The sequence below is a fragment of the Bacteroides clarus YIT 12056 genome (assembly GCF_900129655.1).
Lineage (GTDB): Bacteria > Bacteroidota > Bacteroidia > Bacteroidales > Bacteroidaceae > Bacteroides > Bacteroides clarus.
On record NZ_FQWK01000004.1, the window covers coordinates 175,507 to 197,576 of the forward strand.

Sequence of the window (22,070 nt, forward strand, 5' to 3'; positions counted from 1 at the left end):
TGACACAACCTCCTTATTTGTTACATAACCTTTTAAAGTCGCAGTATTCACATTTCTTCGTATCTTTTGTTTGAGTGAAGGGCTCCCCGGAATTGTATATCTCTTGCAGAAGTGCCGATAGCCGCTCCCGAAAATCATCTTCATAAAATGCAAAATTATAAACCGGTACTTTAGGCTGACGCGGTGCACCCATTTCGATGACGGGCGAGTAGCTTTCGGACGCGGCACGATGAATGTATAGCAGGGAGGGGGCTACTTTCAAGGTTTGTTTGCGGCACATGATGGCGGCATACAGGAAAGTCTGGAAGATATAACTCGGACGGTTATCGGCTGGAGTAAACAGTTGTTCTATGTTCTCAGGAGTTTTGGGAGTACCGCCTGTCTTATAGTCCACAATACGCAGGGTATCGTTTTTACTATCCATCCGGTCTATCGTTCCACCAATATTTAAAGGCAGAGTTCCCAAGGGAGTATTTACTTCTATGGTTTCCGTTACTTTTTGTTCCATGGCTTCCATGTGGAAAGGAGCATATTGCAAGTCATTACGGAGCAGTTGCCGCAAATAGGAAGCAATGACTTTGGAGTGAACGAGCTGTGTGCCGTTATATTCGGGACGCTCGTCGGCCGGTACATGAAAAAGTTCTTCTTTGAAGGCGGTGTCTACGTAAGTTTGCAGTTTAACGTCATTACGGAGCAGTTGTTCCAAATCTTCTTTGCGTATCTCTTTTCCATTGGCGGTAAGGTCTTGATATACCAGTTCGGCAGAACGGTGGAAGATGGTTCCGAACAAGGCGGAGTCAATCTCTGCACTGACCTCATCGGGGGCTTTCAGTCCGGCAACGTAGCGGTAGTAGAACTTTAGCCGGCAATCGAGGTAGGTATTGAGTGCCGAAGGCGAAAAGAGCGCATTCGGATGTCGCCGGATGTCGTATGTGTTGTACATTCGTGATAGTACCTCATCCGTCTTATGTATTTCTATCTCACGGCTGTGTTGGGGAGATTGTCCCGCTTCCAGATATTCGCGTGAGATGTCGTGTGGAGACTCTACGAGGAATTGGAGCATGAAACGTGACATTTCACCTCGGTTCAAACCGTCGGATGCCGTATCGTATAATAAGGTGATATTTTCCGCACGCTGTATAAGGCGGTAGAAGTAATAGGCATATACCGAGTTCTTGTGCTCGATGGTGGTCATGCCGAATGCTTTGCGCAGGTTATAAGGAATGAAGGACGAGTCACCGCCTGCTTTTGGGAGCTGGCCTTCATTGAGGGACAGCATAATAAGATTACGGAAGTCAAGATTACGTGTTTCCAGCACTCCCATTACTTGCATGCCGATAGCCGGTTCGCCATGAAACGGGATGTTGGTTGAGGTGAGCAGACGATTCATCAAACGTTTCAGGGTGTCTGTCTGCAGGCTCAGTCCGTCGCTCTCTATCAAGCTGAGCAAACGGTTGACAAGCGTATAACTCTTGAATAGTGATTCCCGGTAAAGCTGGTTGAAAATATCTTCTTCGTCCTTTTCCTGACGGTAAACAACGGCTACTTCGCGCAGCAGTTCGGTGAGATAACGGCAGATGGAAGAGATTCCGTTCTGCGGAGTGAATATCCGTTCAAGAAAAGCGTCTTTTTTAAGCTCCGACGGAAGAGGGTAGAAACGGTTGTCTTTGGTGAGTTGCTTCTCCAAATCTTCGGAGGCGGCAGACAGTTGCCGGGTATAGGGGTGTTTCAATACGGCAAGTACCGTTTCGTACGTATAGCGTCCCGTATCTCTGCGGTATCCCGTAGTCTGCAATTCCATAAGGGCGTTGATGTAACTGTATACGGGTGTCTGCGCCAATGGAAATCCCATAGTTATGTTGACGTTCTCCACTTCCGGGGGAATGGAGTGCAGTACGGGCAGTAACAGCGATTCATTGCATAATACGATGGCGTTTTCTTTCTCCTTGCTTGTTTCGGTATGATTTTTCATAACCGTACGCACCCATTCGGGCAGGTAGCGGGCTTGCGCATTTTCTGTCGGAGCGGATATGAAACGGACTATCTTGGGATGCCGCAGGACGTCAAAGGCTGTTTCGGGCAGTTGATTGGGAAACAGCTTTAAGTTGCGCAGGATAAATTCACCTGCCTCGTGGATGTACGGTGGTTGTTGTTCGTGGGGCAGACGGGTGTAGAACACATCGTAATCCCAGTAGAACATGGCTTTTCCCGCATCCTGCAGAAGTTGGAAGAAGCGGGTTTCCACCTTATTCAGCACGTTGAAGCCGACGAATACGTAGCGGTCATAGCGCAGGCGGTCTGTATCGAGCTGTTCTATGACGTGGCGGTACATCATGCCTTCATAAGCGATGCCCAGTTCGGAGAGATTCTTCCGGTAGTTTCTATAAATGTCTCCCAGCCTGTCCCAAAGGGAGATAAACTTCTCTTTGAGCTGCGTGCGCTTGTCAATGGAGAAGTTTTGAAAAAATTGTTGTATGGCTTCTTCCTGTTCTTTATCAAGAAAATCGTAGCTGTCCATGATGTTCTTCAAGTCCTGTAAGTTGCTGAACAGTTTGCCGGCATCTACAAGGTTCTTATCTACGTCATCGAAGTCACTGATAAGCAGTTCTCCCCAAAAATAGAAATCATCCAACGGCTCTTCGCTATGGGTTTCTTCCCGGAATACTTTATACAACTCGCACACCAACCGGATAGGGTCACCCGATTTCAGGGGTGAAAGTTGGCGAAACAGTTCGCTGATGTTGACGTATGCGGGCGACCATAACGGGCGGTCGCTTTGGGCTGCCAGATGTTCATTAAAGAACAGGCCGGCGCGTTTATTGGGAAATACGATGGCTGTGCGTGACAGGTCGTTTCCTATTTTGGAATATAGGTCTTGGGCTACTAATTGAAGGAATGTTTTCATACTTTCTCTATTATATCTTCTTCTACATACCACAGATACCCGCTGATAGTATTTGCGTCATACCCCATGCGGACAAGTAATTCTATGTATCCTTGCACCTGCTTGTTATATTTCTTGTTAGGTTTGCCGAACTTGAAGTCTACAACCACGATTACACCGTCACGCATCATCACGCGGTCGGGACGGCGGTTGCGGAGTTCGCCGTTCTCCTGCCAAATGATGTCGCATTCGTTGAATAACTGCCATGCGCCCGAATACCAATCCTTGATTTGCGGTTGAGAGAACGCCTTGCGGGTCAGTTCCCGTATTTCCTCTTCTGTTTCGGTACGTCCTATAATACCCTCGAATACCAGGCGGCTGATGGCATCGTCAATATCCACTTCGGTTTCGATGGCAGAGAACAATGTGTGCAACAAACGTCCCCGATTGATGAAACGCCGGCTGGATTCGGCTTCGTCCACTCCGGCTATGAAGTCGGCGGAACGGTTGGACTGGCGGAATTCGATGTCGTGGCGCATGCTCTCCATGTGCACCGGAAGCTTGACGGGCTTCTGGGCAAGCTTGTTCAGGACTTTGCTTTTGTCATTCGGCTTATCCGTGTCTTTGTTCTTTTCATTCTGAACGCAGTGAAGAATCTCTTCTCCCGACGGATATATCTCTCCGCTTTCATAGACACTTTCCTCTTCATTCCAACTGCCTTCACCCGTTTGGGCTACTTGAGGCAGGGCGGCGGAAAGAAGTTCCGCCATCGTACCCTTCTGGTCTTTCTTGCTCCATAATATAAGGTTCTTCCCGGCGCGGGTAAACGCTACATAAAGCAGGTTCAGATTGTCCACCCACAGTTGCAAGCGTTCGTCAAGATAGTCTTGACGGTAAACAGACTCCGCCATTGTGGAAGAGTAGTTGACGGGAACAAGGTCTATTGCATTATAAGGTGACTCGGGAGCGGTGCACCATACGAGCTGGTTGTATGTTTCGTTCTCCAGTTTCCAGTCGCAGAAGGGAATGAGGACGGTATGGAACTCCAGTCCTTTGGATTTATGAATGGAGAAGATACGTATGCCGTCCATTTCTCCGCTGGGGATTGTCTTGGCGCAAAGTGTTTCGTCCCAGTAACGGATAAAGCCGTCGAGGTCGGAAGAATTACTTTGCAGATACTCTGTCACCGCATCGAAGAAAGAGAACAGGTAAGCGTCCTGCTTTTCGATGCTGCCCATATTGAACAGTGTAAAAAGTTCTTCCAGTAGTTCGTATAGCGGCATCAAGCGTAGTTCGTTCATACGGGAAACGAACTCTGCGGGAAGCGCTGTTCTTGCATCAGCCGTTAAGATATTGTGCCAATCTGCCGGTTCTGCAAAGTTCGCCTCTCGCTTGTCTTCGTTTGCTCCTGCGATATTTCCGTTTTCTCGGAGCTTATTCTCATTTGCTCCTGCCTTATCGGCTTTCACTTGTTTTTCATCCGTAATCTGTAATTTGTAATTCATGATTAGCGAAGCTTTCGCTATCTTTTCTTCCGGATTCGACAGATAGCGCAGAGCATCTATCAACATGCAGATGGCAAGAGACGCATCCAAACGGAACGCTTCATCCGATACGACGGGAAGATGCAGTTCTTTGTCGAAATAATCCGCGATAGGCGGTATGTTCTTATTCTTGCGTACAAGAATGGTGATGTCATTCAATTTCACACCTTCCGAGAGCAGTCTTTGTACTTCTTCGCCCAAAGCGGATAAAGTTTTTTCGGTATAGTTCCGTTCTTCGTCAGGCTCTATGAAAGAAACTTTGACATAGCCCTTACTGTCTGTTTTAGGAGATTCCTGGGCTACATCGGCATAGGCTCGTTTCAGCGGAAAGCATTCTTCTTTCAGTTCTTCCAAATGCAAGGAATTCAGATAATCTACCGCAGCGGTAAACAAGCGGTTATTGAAATTGATGACATTCGTTTCACTCCGGCGGTTTACCTTCAATGTTTCCACACGTACCGGGAAAGGAAAAGAGAGTTGGGAACTGTTGTTGTAGAGTTGAGGTTGGGATTGACTGCTTCCCAGGCTGTTCAATATTCCCCAATCACCGTTGCGCCAACGATAGATGGACTGTTTCACGTCACCCACAATCAGACTGTCAGCTCCTTGTGAAAGCCCTTCGAGCAACAGTAACCGAAAATTATCCCATTGCATGCGGCTTGTATCCTGAAACTCGTCTATCATTACATTGCGGATGTTGGCGCCTATTTTCTCGAATACGAAGGAAGAATCGCCCTCGTGCACTAATTTATGTAACAGGGCGTTGGTGTCTGATAACAGAAACCGGTTATGCTCTCGGTTCAGTGTGCGTACTTCTTCATCGATATGGTTAAGCAACTGTAATTTGTTGAGATGTTGCAACGAGAGGCGGCAACTGTTTATCGTACGGCTTTTCTGCGGGCGCAGCCTTTCTGCATCCTGAAGCAAAGGTATCAGACTGGTTTCCGCAAGACGGATAATCTCATCCTTACGGGAAGATGTTTTTGTAGTCCAGTTTTTGGCATCTGCCAGACTGTTTTGTAAGGTGGCATTCAGTACGTCTTTGTCTGTCAGCCGCCCGTCACGCAATTTGCGGAAATAGCTGCCTATGCCGCGTGCACCGCCTTTCAAGTCTTCGGGTACGAAGGCATGACCGTCCAGCTCTCCTTCGAACTGGTCGTAGAAACCTTTCATCTGTTCCAGCGCATCAGTCTCCATTTCGCGCAGCACGTCACGATAAAGTTTGATTGTTTCGGGCGAACGAAGTTTGAGACGCAGTCCTTCGCCGCGTTCTATATAACTTTCATCGAAGATGTTCCGTCCGAAACTCTTGACTTCATTGGAGACATTCCAGCGTTTGTCATCGGCAATGCGTTCGTTGATGTAATCCAATAGCCAAGCCAATACGGGTGAAGAGGGAGTCAGTTTTTCAATCATACTGTCGACGGCGTCGCTCAGCACATCGGCGTTATTCAGTTCGATGTTCAGATTGGGGCTGAGTTCCAGCTCACGGGCAAGGTTGCGCATGACGGACTGGAAAAACGAATCGATTGTCTCCACGCGGAAGCGACTGTAATCGTGCAGCATATATTGCAAGGCCATCCCTGCACGTTGGCGCAGTTCTTTGTCGGAAAGGGAAGAGGAATTCAAATCCTCTTTGATACGTTTCAGGTAAGCGTCTGATGCAGGGTCTGCCTTCCAAATGCCGTAAAGTTGCGTTAAAATACGCTCTTTCATCTCCGCCGTAGCCTTGTTGGTAAAAGTTACGGCAAGAATCTGCCGATAGGCGCGGGGATTGAGAATCAGAAGCTTGATGTATTCCACAGCCAGTGTGAAGGTCTTTCCCGAACCGGCCGAGGCTTTATATACTAATAGTTCCATGTAGATATGCGGCTTTGAAGTTTGACTACAAACATACATAAAAATCATGAGAAAGGCTTAAGGCTAACGTGAAAAACAGGTATGCAAAAAAGGACTGTACCCTTTTGTTCGTATGGTACAGTCCTTTATATGTATCTTTAATAAAGATTTATACGCTCTTATCAAAGAACGGGTGTCTGGAACAGGAATGTGAAAGAGGAACTGTCTTTCAAATCTTTTACGGCATCTCCCGCGTAGATTTCTCCGTTGGTCAGCGCGAGTTTCTTTACTGCGGCTTTAGGGCTGAAATCTATTTTCTTCAAATCAAGCCAGAACAGGTTAGGAGTGAGGGTTGATTCAAAATAATAGACTTTATCCTTTTGGTTGGAGACCGAACGCCAACGGGTGGAAGAGATGTGGGGTTTATCCGGTGTAGTGATTCCAAACGGGACGGATACGGTACGCATCACGCTCAATACACTGGGCACTGCAATCTTTGCGTCTGCCGTCTGCGGAATGGCATGGATGTAGAATGACGCACGTACAAAACGGTCGCTGGAACGATTGGTTCCGGGCAGCATTTGCAATCCACCGACTTCTTTCCAGTAGTCGTTTATGGCTAATTGGTCCTCATATTTGGGCGAGTTGGTCATTACCTGATATTCTTTGCCCTCGTGGATACTCAGTTTTCCGTCCAGATATTCCAGGATAGCGGTATTTCCCGTTTCGTCTGTAATAGCCAAATGAAGAGTGGAAGCCGAGCCGTTCGGCATTTGGGGGGCATCAATGCGGAAGGTCTCTTTTTTCAGCTCGTCTACGGCTTCGCGTACGGTAGCGAAGTTGTCAAGTACGTATTGCGTCCAAATACTGATGCCCATTACGGGGCGGGTATCTCCGGGGCGGTCATATACGGACTCCGGCAGGAATAGCAGGCCGGCCACCAGGCCTTTCTCATTCATACCGTCACATGTACCTATGTCATAACCTGTTGCAATGACACTGCCGTACTTTGATGTCCATTTCACTGTTTCGCCTTTATTGTATCCGGCTCTTTCCATTCCCCGCGGGAATACGTAGATATTACTCATGATATCCTCTTTCCAGTCCATTGTACGGCCTGTGATAACCATATTGTCCGGTCCGATGTAAGTGGCGCGCGTACATGCGTCCGCTTGTTGTATGCCTAATGAAAACAGGGCAGCTAAGGCTGTTAATGCTACCGTTCCTCTTTTTGTATTCATAATCTTATGAGTTAAGTGATTTATATACAAAGAGTAACAAATGCAGCATCAAACAGTTTGATACAAACAGACTTTTTAGGTTCTATTCTGTTTTTTCTTTTAGAAGGTCTTCCATTTTCAGTACTTCATCACGGTATTGCGCGGCTTCGATGAAGTCGAGTTTCTTGGCGGCTTCCTGCATCAGTTTCTTGGTACGCTCGATGCTCTTTTCAAGCTGGGCGCGGTTCATGTACTGAACAATCGGGTCTGCGGCAAGCGTAGCGGTACTGTCTTGTTCCACATAGGGACGTGGGGTGGTTGCGGAAGATTTTTCTTTGCCGGCTCCGCTTTCGGCAAATCCTTCCGTACCGGCAAATACGTTGAGGTTCTTTGCTTTCTTGATTTGCCGGGGAGTAATACCATGTTCTTCGTTATACTTCAATTGCTTTTCGCGACGACGGTTGGTTTCGTCAATGGTAAGCTGCATACTTTCCGTAATTCTATCAGCATACATGATAACCATACCGTTGACATTACGGGCGGCACGTCCCGCTGTCTGCGTCAATGAACGGTGAGAGCGGAGAAATCCTTCCTTGTCCGCATCCAGAATAGCCACAAGAGAGACTTCCGGTAAGTCCAGTCCTTCACGCAGAAGGTTGACACCTACAAGCACATCATATTCGCCTTCACGTAAATCGCTCATAATCTTTACACGTTCCAGCGTGTCTACGTCACTATGGATATAGTTGCATTTTACGCTGTTATTGAGAAGGTACTCCGTCAGCTCTTCCGCCATACGTTTGGTCAGAGTGGTGACGAGTGTACGCTCATTGCGCTCTATGCGCAATTGAATTTCTTCCATCAGGTCGTCTATCTGGTTATGGCTGGGGCGTACTTCGATGATAGGGTCCAGCAAACCTGTGGGACGAATCACCTGTTCTACGACAATACCTTCGGACTGCATCAATTCATAGTCGGCGGGGGTGGCGCTGACGTATATTACCTGTTTGGCCATAGATTCAAATTCCTCAAACTTCAACGGGCGATTATCCATGGCAGCGGGAAGCCGGAAACCGTATTCTACAAGATTGGTTTTCCGGGCACGGTCACCGCCATACATGGCTCGTATCTGCGGAACACTGACGTGGCTCTCGTCAATGACGATAAGGAAATCATCGGGGAAGAAATCCAGTAAACAGTAAGGGCGTGTACCCGCCTCACGTCCGTCAAAATAGCGCGAATAGTTCTCGATTCCCGAACAGTGTCCCAATTCGCGCAGCATCTCCATATCGTAGGTGACCCGTTCCTGCAAGCGTTTGGCTTCAAAAGGACGTCCTTCGTTTTCAAACCATTGTACTTGTTTGCGCAAGTCGTCCTCTATCTCATGGATAGCCCGCAGAGTGGCTTCCTTGGTCGTCATAAAGAGGTTGGCGGGATATATTTTGTAAGCATCGAACCGGGCAATGGTAACTCCGCTTATAGGGTCTACTTCTTCGATGCTGTCTACCTCATCTCCCCAAAAAACTATGCGCAGCAGATTGTCGGCATAAGCAAGGTAAATGTCTACGGTGTCGCCTTTCACGCGAAAATTCCCCCGGTTCAAATCAATGTCGTTACGGACGTAAAGACTGTCTACAAGCCGGCGCAGGAACACATTGCGACTGTAATTTTTTCCTTGTTGCACGTCGATGACATTATTATAGAAATCGGCCGGATTTCCCATGCCGTAGATGCACGATACGGAAGATACCACTACCACATCCTTGCGTCCGGAAAGCAGGGCGGAAGTGGCGGCAAGCCTGAGCTTGTCGATTTCGTCGTTGATGGCGAGGTCTTTCTCTATATATGTGTCCGAAGAAGGAAGATAGGCTTCGGGCTGATAGTAATCATAATAGGATACATAGTATTCTACCGCGTTGTTCGGGAAGAATCCCTTGAACTCGCTGTATAGCTGTGCAGCCAGTGTCTTGTTATGGCTCAATATGAGCGTAGGCTTGTTGATATTGGCTATGACATTGGCAATGGTAAATGTTTTTCCGGAACCTGTCACACCCAGCAAAGTTTGTGCGGGAATTCCTTCACGTACACCTTTGGTGAGTTGTGCAATTGCTTCCGGTTGGTCTCCGGTGGGACGATAGGCGGATGTTAACTCAAATTTATTCATTTCATCAGAATTGTCGGGCAAAGATAGGAAAGTTACATCGAAAATTTGTGAATTCGTAAGTAAAACATATCTTTGCGATATCAAATTAATAATAACCATTAATGTAATACAACAAAAACATGATTTGGAACGAAAGTATCGAATGCATGGATCGCGAAAGCCTTCGTAAAATTCAGAGCATTCGTCTTAAAAAAACGGTGGAGCGCGTATATCATGACACTCCTTTCTATCGCAAGAAAATGCAGGAACTGGGAATTACTCCCGATGACATCAACAGCATCGACGACATTGTAAAACTTCCTTTTACTACAAAATATGATTTGCGGGACAATTACCCTTTCGGACTTTGTGCTGTTCCTATGAGCCAGATTGTTCGTATCCACGCGTCTTCCGGTACAACCGGAAAACCTACCGTAGTGGGATATACGCGCAAGGACCTTTCGGCCTGGTCGGAATGCCTGTCACGTGCTTTTACGGCGTATGGCGCAGGCAGTTCGGATATTTTTCAAGTATCTTACGGATACGGATTGTTTACCGGCGGATTGGGGGCGCACGCAGGCGCCGAGAATATCGGTGCTTCTGTTATTCCGATGTCCAGCGGTAATACGGAAAAGCAAATTACATTGATGCATGATTTCGGTTCGACAGTACTCTGTTGTACGCCTTCTTATGCGTTGTATCTGGCGGACGCCATTAAGGATTCGGGTTTTCCGCGTGAGGAGTTCAAACTGAAAGTCGGTGCATTCGGTGCAGAGCCGTGGACGGAGAATATGCGTCGCGATATTGAAACGAAATTGGGAATAAAGGCTTATGACATTTATGGATTGAGTGAAATAGCGGGTCCGGGTGTAGGGTATGAATGTGAATGCCAGAATGGTACGCATCTTAACGAAGATCATTATTTTCCGGAGATAGTAGACCCGAAAACACTTGAACCTGTTGCGCCGGGTGAAACGGGAGAGCTGGTATTTACTCACCTTACTAAAGAAGGCATGCCGTTGCTGCGTTATCGCACTAAAGACCTTACGGCTTTGCACTATGACAAATGTTCTTGCGGACGTACATTGGTGCGTATGGACCGTATTCTCGGACGTAGTGACGATATGCTCATTATACGCGGCGTGAATGTATTCCCCACACAGATTGAATCCGTTATTCTCGAAATGCCTGAATTCGAGCCGCATTATCTGCTGCTTGTCGACCGTAAGAATAATACGGATACCATGGAACTGCAAGTAGAAGTCCGTCCGGAATATTACTCCGATGAGATTAATAAGATGCTGGCTTTGAAGAAGAAGCTTACCGCGCGTTTGCAAAGCGTATTGGGCTTGGGCGTAGATGTCCGTCTGGTAGAGCCTCGCAGCATTGAGCGCAGTGTAGGCAAAGCGAAACGCGTAATTGATAATCGTAAATTGTAAATCGTCAAATAGTAAAACTTATGGTAGCAAAACAACTTTCTATTTTTTTGGAAAATAAGTCCGGTCGTCTTACGGAGGTGACGGAAGTTCTTGCCAAAGAAGGTGTTAATCTTTCTGCTCTCTGCATAGCCGAGAATGCCGATTTTGGTATTCTTCGCGGTATTGTCTCCGAACCGGATAAAGCATATAAGGCCTTAAAGGATAATCATTTTGCCGTGAACGTAACTGATGTGGTGGGTATCAGTTGTCCCAATATTCCGGGGTCATTGGCAAAAGTGCTCCGTTGCCTGTCTGATGAAGGCGTATTTATTGAATATATGTACTCCTTTGCCAACGGACAGACCGCCAACGTTATTATCCGTCCCAATGATATGGAAAACTGTATCCGGGTATTGACGGAGAAAAAGGTGGATTTACTCGCTGCAAGCGACTTATATAAACTGTAAAAAGGATGAAAAATAACAGAGTGATAGGGTATAGTCTCAGTACCTCATCACTCTGTTGCTCTGTCATCTTATTATCTTTTACCCTTCTGCCACTCTATTATCTTTTTTCTTCCCTATCCATCGATTATCTTGCGCCCTTAGTCTTTGTTTTTGAAAAATTAAGGTGCGTATCGTTGTTTAATTCGATGCGAACCTCTATCTTTGCACATTATTTGAATAAGAGTAATGAAGAAGAACATCCTTATAACTTTGCTTGCAGCACTGCTGCTCTCCTCATGCGGAGAATACAACAAGTTGCTGAAAAGCACAGACTACGAATACAAGTATGAAGCGGCAAAGAATTACTTCGCGAAAGGTCAGTATAATCGTGCTGCGACTTTGCTGAATGAGTTGATTGCTATTCTTAAAGGTACTGATAAAGCGGAAGAATCACTTTATATGCTGGGTATGAGCTATTATAACCAGAAAGATTATCAGACCGCCGCGCAGACATTTACCCAATATTATAATGTGTACCCGCGTGGTACGTTTACTGAACTGGCACGTTTCCATGCGGGAAAGGCGTTATATTTGGATACTCCGGAACCCCGTTTGGACCAATCCGGTACATATAGCGCGATTCAGCAGTTACAAATGTTTCTTGAATATTTCCCTAACAGCGCGAAGAAAGATGAAGCTCAAAGTATGATATTTACTTTGCAGGATAAGTTGGTTATGAAAGAATATCTTTCTGCCAAGCTCTATTATAATTTGGGAAATTATTTGGGAAATAACTACGAGTCTTGCGTTATTACTGCACAGAACGCATTGAAGGATTATCCTTATACCAATATGCGTGAAGATTTGTCTATCCTTATCTTGCGTGCCAAATATGAAATGGCGGTGTATAGTGTGGAGGATAAGAGAGCCGAACGTTATCGTGAGACGGTAGATGAATATTACGCTTTTAAGAATGAATTTCCGGAAAGCAAATACATGAAAGATGCCGATCGCATTTTTAAGGAGGCGCAGAAGATTTTGAAAGATTGATAAAAGAGAGGTTATTATTGTTATAGAATAAAATTAATTTAGATAGAAATTTATGGATTACAGAAAGACAAATGCTCCTGTTACTACGGTGACCCGTGATATGATGGAGTTGTGTGAGGATACCGGTAATGTATACGAAACAGTAGCGATCATTGGTAAGCGTGCCAATCAGATCAGTGTTGAAATCAAGAATGATCTTTCTAAGAAGTTGGCAGAGTTCGCTTCTTACAATGATAATCTTGAAGAAGTATTCGAGAATCGCGAACAGATTGAGATTTCCCGTTACTATGAGAAATTGCCGAAACCGACATTGATTGCCACTCAGGAATATCTTGAAGGCAAGGTATATTATCGTAATCCTTCTAAGGAAAAAGAAAAATTGCAGTAATGATACAGCGTATTCAATCCGTTTATTTATTATTAGTGACTATTCTGCTGGTTGTGGCCATCTGCTTGCCGGTAGGACAGTTCATAGGTTCGGATGGAATAGCGACTCATGTTTTCAAGCCGTTGGGCGTAACTTTGGCTGACGGAAGTTTTCAGTCTACATGGGGTTTGTTCGGTATTCTTTTACTGAGTGCAATTATTGCGCTATGTACTATATTCCTGTTCCGTAACCGTATGCTGCAAGTTCGTATGACGATATTCGGCAGTCTTTTACTGATAGGCTATTACATTGCTTTCTTTGTATTCATGTTTATTTTGAAAGGTGATTTGAATGCGATGAGTTTTCAGTTAGGTTGGGCTTTATGTCTGCCTGCTGTATGTATCATACTGAATTATTTGGCTTTTCGTGCCATCTATCGTGACGAACTGATGGTGAAAGCTGCGGATAGATTGAGATAATAAATCGGTTTCGATAAGAAAAGGATATTTAAATAATAACAAGCGGGGCATATGTTGAAGTAACATATGCCCCGCTTGTTATTGTCGGATTTGTATTCTTATTTTCTTAAATCGAATAAATAGGTGATTTTAGCCGTGATAACTCCATGTGCCGAGCGGGAGAAATAATCTTTCTTAGTACTGCTGTAAAAGTCGGACAAGGCATAATAATACCTGCCTTCTACCAGAAAGTTGCCTGCTTTAGTACGTAGCTCTACACCGGCTCCGCCCGTAATACCATAGTCGAACTTATTGTCGACAGCTTTATCATGCTGCTCAACGGTTATTCCCGTATAATTGTCCCAGTCACCGCTTATTGTATAACTGTCTCCGAGAAAGAAACCTATCTGCGGGCCGGCATGTACAAAGAATTGCAGGCCTCTGTCTTTTCCGAACGCCAGGTGTGCAAGGAAAGGAATTTCTATATAGTTCATCTTTCGCGTATATTGTAATTCGGGATAGTCCTGATAAAATTCATCCCAACCATGTTGGGAGAAGTTAAGTTCAATTTGTGCACCGCATATCATACTGAAATACTTTTCGGAAATATAACGGGCTGTCAGTCCGCCGTTGATACCCATCAGATTGCTTTGGCGAACTCTGGGAGAAAAGCTTACGCTGTTCAGGTTGATACCGCCGTTGATACCCACAGAAAGGTTATGGCGTTGTTCGCCTATCTGCGCGCTTGCCGGCAAAGCACATGTACCTGCTAAAAGAGCTGTTCCTATGATTGTTTTTAGTTTCATTTTCTTCAATTACGAATTGCTATAACGCCAAATGGCTGTCAGTCGTCTTTAATCAAAATCAAGCTTTATCAGCTCAAAATTCTTGGTGAAATGCACAAAGAATACTTTCCGGTTGATAAATCCGCCCCAGTTATTGACACGCTGGAACTTGAATCCTGTCTGAATAGGAACGAGGTTCATTTCGTTCAGGTTCTTTTCAAAACCTGAACCGTATCGGGACAGTCCTTTGAGGAAGAAATAGCCTGTATCGAAACCTAACATTCCGAATTTGGGATAACGTTCATCCATGTCTTTTCCATACCACTTACGGTAACTCTTGGTGAAGTTAATGGCCGCCGGAAGCAAGTTGTTCGTATAGAAAGATGAATAGAAATATGTATCGAGTTCAAAGAAGGCCTCAAGATGGTCTTTTGTATAAGTCTGCCATTCCGGATAACCGAACAAGTGTATACGGCTGTCTGGCTTTTCGCGTACCAATAACGTCAATTGCGGAAGTATCTTAATCAGGGTGATGTTGCTTCCGGAAGTCGGGATGAAGATATTTTCGCGGTCGTTACGCAGTACGGCTTTCAATGACTCTACGGTGGCATCTTCTTTCAACGATTTCGTTGGTATGGAACGGTTACGCAGTTCCTCTTTCAATCCTTTAATGAAGTCCGCCTTGTCTCTTGTGTCTTGGCTGGCTTCGATGAAGATTACATTGGCGTTGGGGAATTGGCGGACAAAGTGGTCGTACACTTCCGAATAGAGATAGGATTGGGGAGTGTTGATTTGGTACACCGACGGATTGCGGAATACGGTGTTATCTTTCGATGTAAACGGTATGACCAGACGTATGTCATGCTTGTCGGCAAAATCGGCCAGCGGCTTGATGTGTTGCTGGTGCAACGGACCGAAAATAATATCCATATCCTTCATTTCGCTTTTGCCCAGTATGGAGTTCAGAGATGATGTGGCGGAACCGGTAGTGTAAGTATAAAGGTCTATGGAAGTTCCTGTACGTTTCAAACTGTCTACCGCCATGAGGAAACCTTCGTAGTATTCCACCATTTTTGCAGATTCGCTTTTGCTTGCTCCGTCGGATAGGAAGGGAAGGATAACGGCTGCCTTGATGACATTGATGCGCTCGTTACTCTTTTTGTTTTCACTGAATAGTTCGCTGTCGCTCGGCACGGTTTGGGGATGTGTGCTTTGCTGAGTTTGGGCAGAGGGGTAGGGAATGCAAAGGAATGAGCCTTTCTTTATTTTATTCTCCCCCCGTAACTCCGGATTGGCGGCAATGAGTTCGGCTTCTGTAATGCCGTATTCGCGGCTGATGCTGAATACCGTTTCTTTGCGTTTTACCTTATGCATATCGCGGCAACGCGACTGTACCGGAGCTTGAACGGACGAATTGCCCGTAGATATACCGGAAAGTTCCGGTGTGGTTGCGGTGACGGTTGTCTCGTCCGTAGCAGAGGGAATTTGGATTACCTGTCCGATGCGGAAGTTCTCGGCGCTCAGTCCGGGGTTGGCGTCGCATATTGCTTTGGCGGATACGTTATATTTCACGGTCAGGCGGTAAAGGGTCTCACCGGGCGCTATGGTGTGAAAGGTTTCTTTTTGCGTATTGGCGTCCGTGCGTGGAATGCGTAGAGCGCGTCCCACATATATCTTGTCATCGCTGCCGGGATTCAGTTTTACTATATCCGCCTGGCTGATATTGTACATACTGGCAATGGAGTATAAGCTTTGGCCTTTTTCTATTGTATGCAGAAAATATGACTGGTTTTCTTGTGCATTTACTCCGAGGCCACATGCGCCGGCAAGCAGTAGGGAGCAAAAAATACGGTTGATTGTTTTCATTCAGTAATCGTTGGTTTATGTTTACAATTTCCCAAAGTAGCCGCAAAGTTAACAATATTGTCCTATTTTAACCAAAGGATTGAGTTAAGAAATAATATTGTGCATTTCAAAACTGAAAAATACTTCTTTTCGGCTGATATTCGGTCGGAAACCGTTATTTTTGCACAAATTCATTAATTAAAGTATGCAAGAAGAAACAGAATATATCAATGTATACGGAGCGCGTGTACATAATTTGAAAGATATCGATGCGGAAATCCCCCGTAACAGTCTGACGGTGATTACAGGATTGAGCGGAAGCGGCAAGTCATCTCTCGCGTTCGATACGATATTCGCCGAAGGCCAGCGCCGTTATATTGAAACATTTTCCGCTTATGCCCGTAACTTCTTGGGCAATCTGGAACGTCCCGATGTAGATAAGATTACAGGATTGAGCCCGGTGATTTCCATTGAGCAAAAGACAACCAATAAAAACCCACGTTCTACCGTAGGTACGACAACGGAGATATACGATTATCTTCGTCTGTTGTATGCCCGCGCCGGTGAAGCTTATTCTTATCTTTCCGGTGAAAAAATGGTGAAATATACCGAAGAGCAGATTCTTGAGCTTATTCTGAATGATTACAAAGGGAAACGCATTTACATTCTTGCTCCGCTGGTGCGTAGCCGTAAGGGACATTATAAGGAGTTGTTCGAGCAAATTCGCAAAAAAGGCTATCTTTACGTCCGCGTGGACGGTGAAGTGCGCGAAGCGTTGCCCGGCATGAAACTGGACCGCTACAAGAACCATGATGTCGAGGTGGTCGTTGACAAACTGGTGGTAGCGGATAAGGATGATACCCGCTTGAAGAACAGCGTTGCCACCGCCATGCGCCAGGGTGACGGGTTGCTGATGATCCTTGATGCCCAAAGTGAGAGCGTACGTCATTACAGCAAACGTTTGATGTGTCCTGTGACCGGATTGTCCTATCGAGAACCTGCTCCCCACAATTTCTCTTTCAACTCTCCGCAAGGGGCTTGCCCGAAGTGTAAAGGGCTGGGTGTGGTGAGCCAGATTGATATAGACAAGATTATCCCCGACCGCGAACTGTCTATCGGAGAGGGAGCCATCATACCTTTGGGAAAATCCAAGAACAGCATGATATTCTGGCAGATCACCGCATTGTTGGAGAAATACGAAGCCACGCTGAAAACCCCCGTCAAGGAGCTTCCGGACGATGCCATCGAGGAGATATTGTACGGTTCGGACGAGCGTATAAAGATAAAGAGCTCGCTTATCGGTACATCTTCCGACTACTTTGTAACTTTTGAGGGAGTAGTGAAATACATCCAGATGTTACAGGAAAAGGATGTGTCTGCCACGGCACAGAAGTGGGCGGAGCAATTTGCCAAGACGGCCGTCTGTCCCGAGTGCCATGGGGCGAAGTTGAACAAGGAAGCCTTGTCATTCCGCATTCATGATAAAAATATTTACGAACTCTCTACAATGGATATCAGCGAGTTGTATGACTGGCTGATGAATGTAGACCGGTATCTTAGCAATAAGCAGCAACAGATTGCCGTGGAAATTCTGAAAGAAATCCGCACCCGTCTGAAGTTCTTGCTGGATGTGGGATTGGACTATTTGTCGTTAGACCGCAGCGCTGTCAGCCTTTCCGGTGGTGAAAGCCAGCGCATCCGACTGGCTACGCAGATAGGTTCGCAGTTGGTAAATGTACTCTACATCCTGGACGAGCCGAGCATCGGATTGCACCAGCGGGATAACCAGCGGCTTATCCATTCGCTGAAAGAACTGCGCGACATGGGTAATTCCGTTATCGTGGTGGAACATGATAAAGATATGATGCTCGCAGCCGATTATGTCATCGATATGGGTCCAAAAGCGGGCAGATTGGGTGGTGAGGTCGTATTTGCCGGTACTCCGCAGAAGATGTTGCAGACGCATACGTTGACTTCCCAATATTTGAACGGTGAGCGTGCCATCGAAGTTCCTGCCGAACGGCGGAAGGGCAACGGTCATAGTCTTTGGCTGCGTGGCGCAAAGGGTAATAATCTGAAGAATGTGGATGTGGAGTTTCCGCTTGGCAAGCTGATTTGCGTTACAGGTGTGTCGGGTAGCGGAAAGTCTACGTTGATTAATGAAACGCTTCAGCCTATTCTTTCACAGAAGTTTTACCGTTCCCTTCAAGACCCTTTGGAATACGGCAATATCGAAGGACTGGAGTATATAGATAAGGTGGTGAATGTAGACCAGTCGCCGTTGGGACGAACCCCTCGTTCCAATCCTGCCACCTACACGGGAGTCTTTTCCGATATCCGTAACTTGTTTGTAGGCTTGCCTGAGGCTAAAATCCGCGGTTACAAAGCGGGACGTTTTTCGTTCAATGTCAGTGGCGGACGTTGTGAAGCCTGCCAGGGTAATGGTTACAAAACCATTGAAATGAACTTCCTGCCCGATGTCTACGTCCCTTGTGAGGTTTGCCATGGCAAGCGTTACAACCGTGAAACGTTGGAAGTGCGCTTTAAAGGGAAGTCCATTGCCGATGTGCTGGATATGACGATAAACCGCGCGGTGGAATTCTTCGAGAACGTGCCTCAGATATTGAATAAGATTAAAGTAATTCAAGAGGTCGGCTTGGGGTATATCAAGTTGGGGCAATCTTCCACCACGCTTTCCGGTGGTGAGAGCCAGCGTGTGAAATTGGCTACCGAACTTTCCAAGCGGGATACGGGCAAGACGCTCTATATTCTTGACGAACCCACTACCGGACTGCATTTTGAAGATATTCGCGTTTTGATGAATGTACTGAATAAATTAGTCGATAAGGGTAATACGGTTATTGTTATCGAGCATAATCTCGACGTTATCAAAATGGCGGACTATATTATCGATATGGGCCCCGAAGGCGGTAAGGGCGGGGGAGAGCTTCTCTCTTGCGGCACACCCGAAGAAGTGGCGAAGAGTACAAAAGGATATACTCCGAAGTTTCTGAAAGAAGAACTTCATCTTTGAATATCCTACAACGAAAGACCATTATCCTGTGATGAAAAATGATTATCTTGTGATGAAAGAACCCAAAATTAATAAAACGAATGCAGCACGGCTGCTCGATAAGGCGAAGATTGCCTATGAACTCATTCCGTACGAAGTGGATGAAAAAGATTTGAGTGCCATACACGTTGCCGCCAGCCTGGGAGAGGATATAGAACAAGTCTTTAAAACATTGATATTGCATGGTGACAAGACCGGTTATTTCGTGTGCGTCATTCCCGGAGAGCATGAAGTCGACCTGAAATTGGCGGCCAAGGTTTCCGGAAACAAGAAGTGCGACCTTATCCCCATGAAGGAACTGCTTCCGCTGACAGGATATATTCGCGGCGGCTGCTCGCCTATCGGTATGAAAAAGCCTTTTCCCACTTATATTCACGAGACATGCTTGCAATTCTCCTATATTTATATCAGTGCCGGGCAACGCGGACTACAGCTTAAACTGGCTCCGAAAGATTTGATAAAGGAAGTACGCGCCGAGGTTTGCACTCTTTTTGAGCCGTAAAAGCTTGGTTCGGACAAGAGATATTCTGTTTTCTTACCGAAAATCTCGATGAAAAGTATATATTTGCAAAAAATATAAATAAACTAATACTAATTACTAATTTACAAAAACTTATTTTTATGTTTAGCAAACACCCTAATGGTTTGATTGCTGCCGCTTTGGCTAATATGGGAGAACGTTTCGGCTTCTATATCATGATGGCAATCCTTACACTGTTTATCTCGGCCAAGTTCGGGCTGTCTGAAACGACTACCGGATATATCTATTCCGCATTCTATGCATCCATCTATATTCTGGCATTGGCAGGCGGTATCATAGCTGACAAGACTAAAAACTTTAAAGGTACTATTCTTGCCGGTTTGGTGATGATGGCTGTCGGCTATTTGATTATTGCCATTCCTACTCCTACGCCGGTTCCCAGCATGGGACTTTACCTGGGATTGACTTGTCTCGGACTTTTGGTTATCGCTTTCGGTAACGGTTTGTTCAAAGGTAATCTTCAGGCATTGGTAGGTCAGATGTACGATGATCCCAAATACTCGAGTCTGCGTGACTCCGGTTTCCAAATTTTCTATATGTTTATCAATATCGGCGGTTTCTTTGCTCCGTGGATTGCTATCGGTGTACGTAACTGGTGGTTGAAGGTTAATAACTTCGATTATGATGCCACTTTACCCGAACTTTGTCACCAATTCCTTAAAGAAGGTGATAAAATGGCTCCTCAGGCAATGGAGAATCTTGCATCGTTGGCCGATAAGGTTACGCTCGACGGCAGCCACGTGGCTGATATGGGTACATTTGTCAATAACTACCTGGATGTGTTTAACCGTGGTTTCCAATATGCTTTTATGGCTGCCATTGTTGCCATGTTGATTTCATTGGTAATCTATTTGGCCAATAAGAACCGTTTTCCCGATCCTGCAAAGAAAGTGGTAGCTGCCAAAGAGCAGAACGCTACTGTAAGCAAGGAAGAAATCAAGATGAGTGCGGCCGAAATCAAACAGCGTATTTACGCTTTGTTCGCTGTATTCGGTGTAGTGATTTTCTTTTGGTTGTCGTTCCACCAGAATGGTTATTCGCTGACTTACTTTGCGCGCGACTATGTAGACTTGAGCGTAATCGATATCGACCTCGGCTTTACCCGTATCAAGGGTGCTGAAATATTCCAGTGTGTAAATCCGTTCTTTGTGGTATTCCTTACTCCGTTTATCATGTGGTTCTTCGGCGCGCTGAAGAAGAAGGAGAAAGAACCTTCCACACCGATGAAGATTGCCATCGGTATGGGTATCGCGGCATTGGCTTATATTTTCCTTATGGTATTCTCGTTCACGCTGCCCGCCAAAGATGCGCTGAGTACAATGAGTGCGGCTGAAATTAATGCCATCCGTGTAACTCCGTGGATTATGATCGGTTTGTACTTCATCCTTACGGTTGCCGAATTGTTTATCTCGCCGCTGGGATTGTCTTTCGTATCGAAGGTGGCTCCTCCTCATTTGCAAGGTTTGATGCAGGGCTGTTGGTTGGCTGCGACCGCAGTAGGTAACTCGTTGCTTTTCATTGGCGGTATTCTTTATACTACCGTTCCAATCTGGGCTTGTTGGTTAGTCTTTGTAGGTGCGACGGGCGCTTCTATGATTGTAATGCTCTCAATGGTTAAGTGGCTGGAGAGAGTGGCAAAATAAATGAAAACCCAGTTAAATGAAGAATGAGAAATGAAGAATGAAGAATTTTTCATTTCTCATTCTTCATTTAAATTTAAATTTCCTTTCCCATTATATAATCATTCATATAATACCCGTTTCCTATCGGGAAATCTCCTTCTCTTAATTTCTTCATTCCCATACGCTCATAAAAGTGTATTGCCTTATTATTACGGTTTACGTTTAATTCCAGCATACATGGTTCCGGATGCACTTCCTTGATGTATTTTATGGCTTCACGAAACAGGAAACTTCCACAGTGCGCCCCTTGATAATAGGGGAGTACATAAATCTTTTGCAGATGAAACAGGTTGTCGCCTTCCGGTTGTACGGATACATATCCTGCTGCTTCACACTCTTCGTAGGCTATGAGGTACACATGTCCTTCTTCTTCCATTTGCTTACGGATATTCTCCAAAGAGTACATCCACTCCATCATATATTCGGTTTGTTCCTTTGAAAGTATTTCCTTGTAGGTTTCGGGAAATATCTGCCAGGCAAGTTTGTGAATCAATTCACAATCGGCGCTTGTCGCTTTTCTGATAGTAAACATATTTGTGGCGTTTATATTGTTAATCGGATACAAATATAGCATGCTTTATGAAACGGTGTATCTTAATCGGCTGAAATTATAATCCGGTGCATCAGAGCTTAGCGTCGAGGTATATGTGTTGCAAACCTTAAGAATAAAAGGCATAAACTTTAGGTATTGGCGGTGTAAAATCCGGGATTATTGTTAATTAATATAAATATAAAGTACTTTGCAATACATAGTACTAATATAATACATATATTT

At 45.5% G+C, this 22,070-nt stretch carries 15 protein-coding genes; 8 read left to right on the forward strand and 7 right to left on the reverse strand.

Annotated elements, in window-relative coordinates; genetic code table 11:
* Positions 1–13 precede the first annotated feature (13 nt).
* The 4 genes from BUB52_RS08130 to uvrB form a co-directional block, all read right to left on the reverse strand.
* Positions 14–2,905, reverse strand: coding sequence for a PD-(D/E)XK nuclease family protein (locus tag BUB52_RS08130; protein WP_009121063.1), 2,892 nt, complete (start codon positions 2,903–2,905; stop codon positions 14–16).
* Positions 2,902–6,288, reverse strand: coding sequence for a UvrD-helicase domain-containing protein (locus tag BUB52_RS08135; protein WP_009121062.1), 3,387 nt, complete (start codon positions 6,286–6,288; stop codon positions 2,902–2,904). Before BUB52_RS08135 ends, BUB52_RS08130 begins: the two co-directional genes overlap by 4 nt.
* Before the next feature lie 161 nt (positions 6,289–6,449).
* Positions 6,450–7,508 carry a linear amide C-N hydrolase gene (locus BUB52_RS08140; protein ID WP_009121061.1) on the reverse strand — a complete coding sequence of 353 codons (1,059 nt, stop codon included), beginning with the start codon at positions 7,506–7,508 and terminating at the stop codon, positions 6,450–6,452.
* An 82-nt stretch (positions 7,509–7,590) separates the two neighbouring features.
* Positions 7,591–9,651 carry an excinuclease ABC subunit UvrB gene (gene uvrB, locus BUB52_RS08145; protein WP_039950362.1) on the reverse strand — a complete coding sequence of 687 codons (2,061 nt, stop codon included), beginning with the start codon at positions 9,649–9,651 and terminating at the stop codon, positions 7,591–7,593.
* A gap of 119 nt (positions 9,652–9,770) precedes the next feature.
* Between uvrB and BUB52_RS08150 the strand changes: the two genes are divergently transcribed.
* The 5 genes from BUB52_RS08150 to BUB52_RS08170 all read left to right on the forward strand — a co-directional run bounded on the left by BUB52_RS08150 (position 9,771) and on the right by BUB52_RS08170 (position 13,390).
* Positions 9,771–11,069, forward strand: a complete 1,299-nt coding sequence (locus BUB52_RS08150; RefSeq protein ID WP_009121059.1) for a phenylacetate--CoA ligase family protein — start codon at positions 9,771–9,773, stop codon at positions 11,067–11,069.
* Between the two features lie 20 nt (positions 11,070–11,089).
* On the forward strand, positions 11,090–11,515 hold the full coding sequence (locus BUB52_RS08155; protein ID WP_004290856.1) for a hypothetical protein: 426 nt from the start codon (positions 11,090–11,092) through the stop codon (positions 11,513–11,515).
* Between the two features lie 225 nt (positions 11,516–11,740).
* A complete protein-coding gene (locus BUB52_RS08160; protein ID WP_009121058.1) occupies positions 11,741–12,544 on the forward strand; it encodes an outer membrane protein assembly factor BamD in 804 nt (267 codons plus the stop codon).
* Positions 12,545–12,596: 52 nt separating this feature from the next.
* Positions 12,597–12,932, forward strand: coding sequence for a DNA-directed RNA polymerase subunit omega (locus BUB52_RS08165; protein ID WP_009121057.1), 336 nt, complete (start codon positions 12,597–12,599; stop codon positions 12,930–12,932).
* Entirely contained in the window at positions 12,932–13,390 is a 459-nt protein-coding gene (locus BUB52_RS08170; RefSeq protein WP_009121056.1) for a DUF4293 domain-containing protein, read from the forward strand. Before BUB52_RS08165 ends, BUB52_RS08170 begins: the two co-directional genes overlap by 1 nt.
* 98 nt (positions 13,391–13,488) lie before the next feature.
* On the opposite strand, the gene BUB52_RS08175 is transcribed toward BUB52_RS08170, so the two are convergent.
* Together BUB52_RS08175 and BUB52_RS08180 are read right to left on the reverse strand one after the other, a co-directional pair.
* Positions 13,489–14,175, reverse strand: coding sequence for a porin family protein (locus tag BUB52_RS08175; RefSeq protein ID WP_009121055.1), 687 nt, complete (start codon positions 14,173–14,175; stop codon positions 13,489–13,491).
* Between the two features lie 48 nt (positions 14,176–14,223).
* On the reverse strand, positions 14,224–16,020 hold the full coding sequence (locus BUB52_RS08180; protein WP_009121054.1) for a muramidase family protein: 1,797 nt from the start codon (positions 16,018–16,020) through the stop codon (positions 14,224–14,226).
* Between the two features lie 184 nt (positions 16,021–16,204).
* Between BUB52_RS08180 and uvrA the strand changes: the two genes are divergently transcribed.
* The 3 genes from uvrA (at position 16,205) to BUB52_RS08195 (ending at position 21,256) form a co-directional block, all read left to right on the forward strand.
* Entirely contained in the window at positions 16,205–19,033 is a 2,829-nt protein-coding gene (gene uvrA, locus BUB52_RS08185) for an excinuclease ABC subunit UvrA (protein WP_009121052.1), read from the forward strand.
* Positions 19,034–19,085: 52 nt separating this feature from the next.
* Complete coding sequence (gene ybaK, locus BUB52_RS08190) at positions 19,086–19,574, forward strand: Cys-tRNA(Pro) deacylase (protein WP_022218813.1); 489 nt, start codon at positions 19,086–19,088, stop codon at positions 19,572–19,574.
* A 119-nt stretch (positions 19,575–19,693) separates the two neighbouring features.
* Positions 19,694–21,256 carry a peptide MFS transporter gene (locus tag BUB52_RS08195; RefSeq protein ID WP_009121050.1) on the forward strand — a complete coding sequence of 521 codons (1,563 nt, stop codon included), beginning with the start codon at positions 19,694–19,696 and terminating at the stop codon, positions 21,254–21,256.
* A 73-nt stretch (positions 21,257–21,329) separates the two neighbouring features.
* Here BUB52_RS08195 and BUB52_RS08200 read toward each other — a convergent pair whose 3' ends face one another.
* Positions 21,330–21,827, reverse strand: coding sequence for a GNAT family N-acetyltransferase (locus BUB52_RS08200; protein WP_022218814.1), 498 nt, complete (start codon positions 21,825–21,827; stop codon positions 21,330–21,332).
* Between the last annotated feature and the right edge of the window lie 243 nt (positions 21,828–22,070).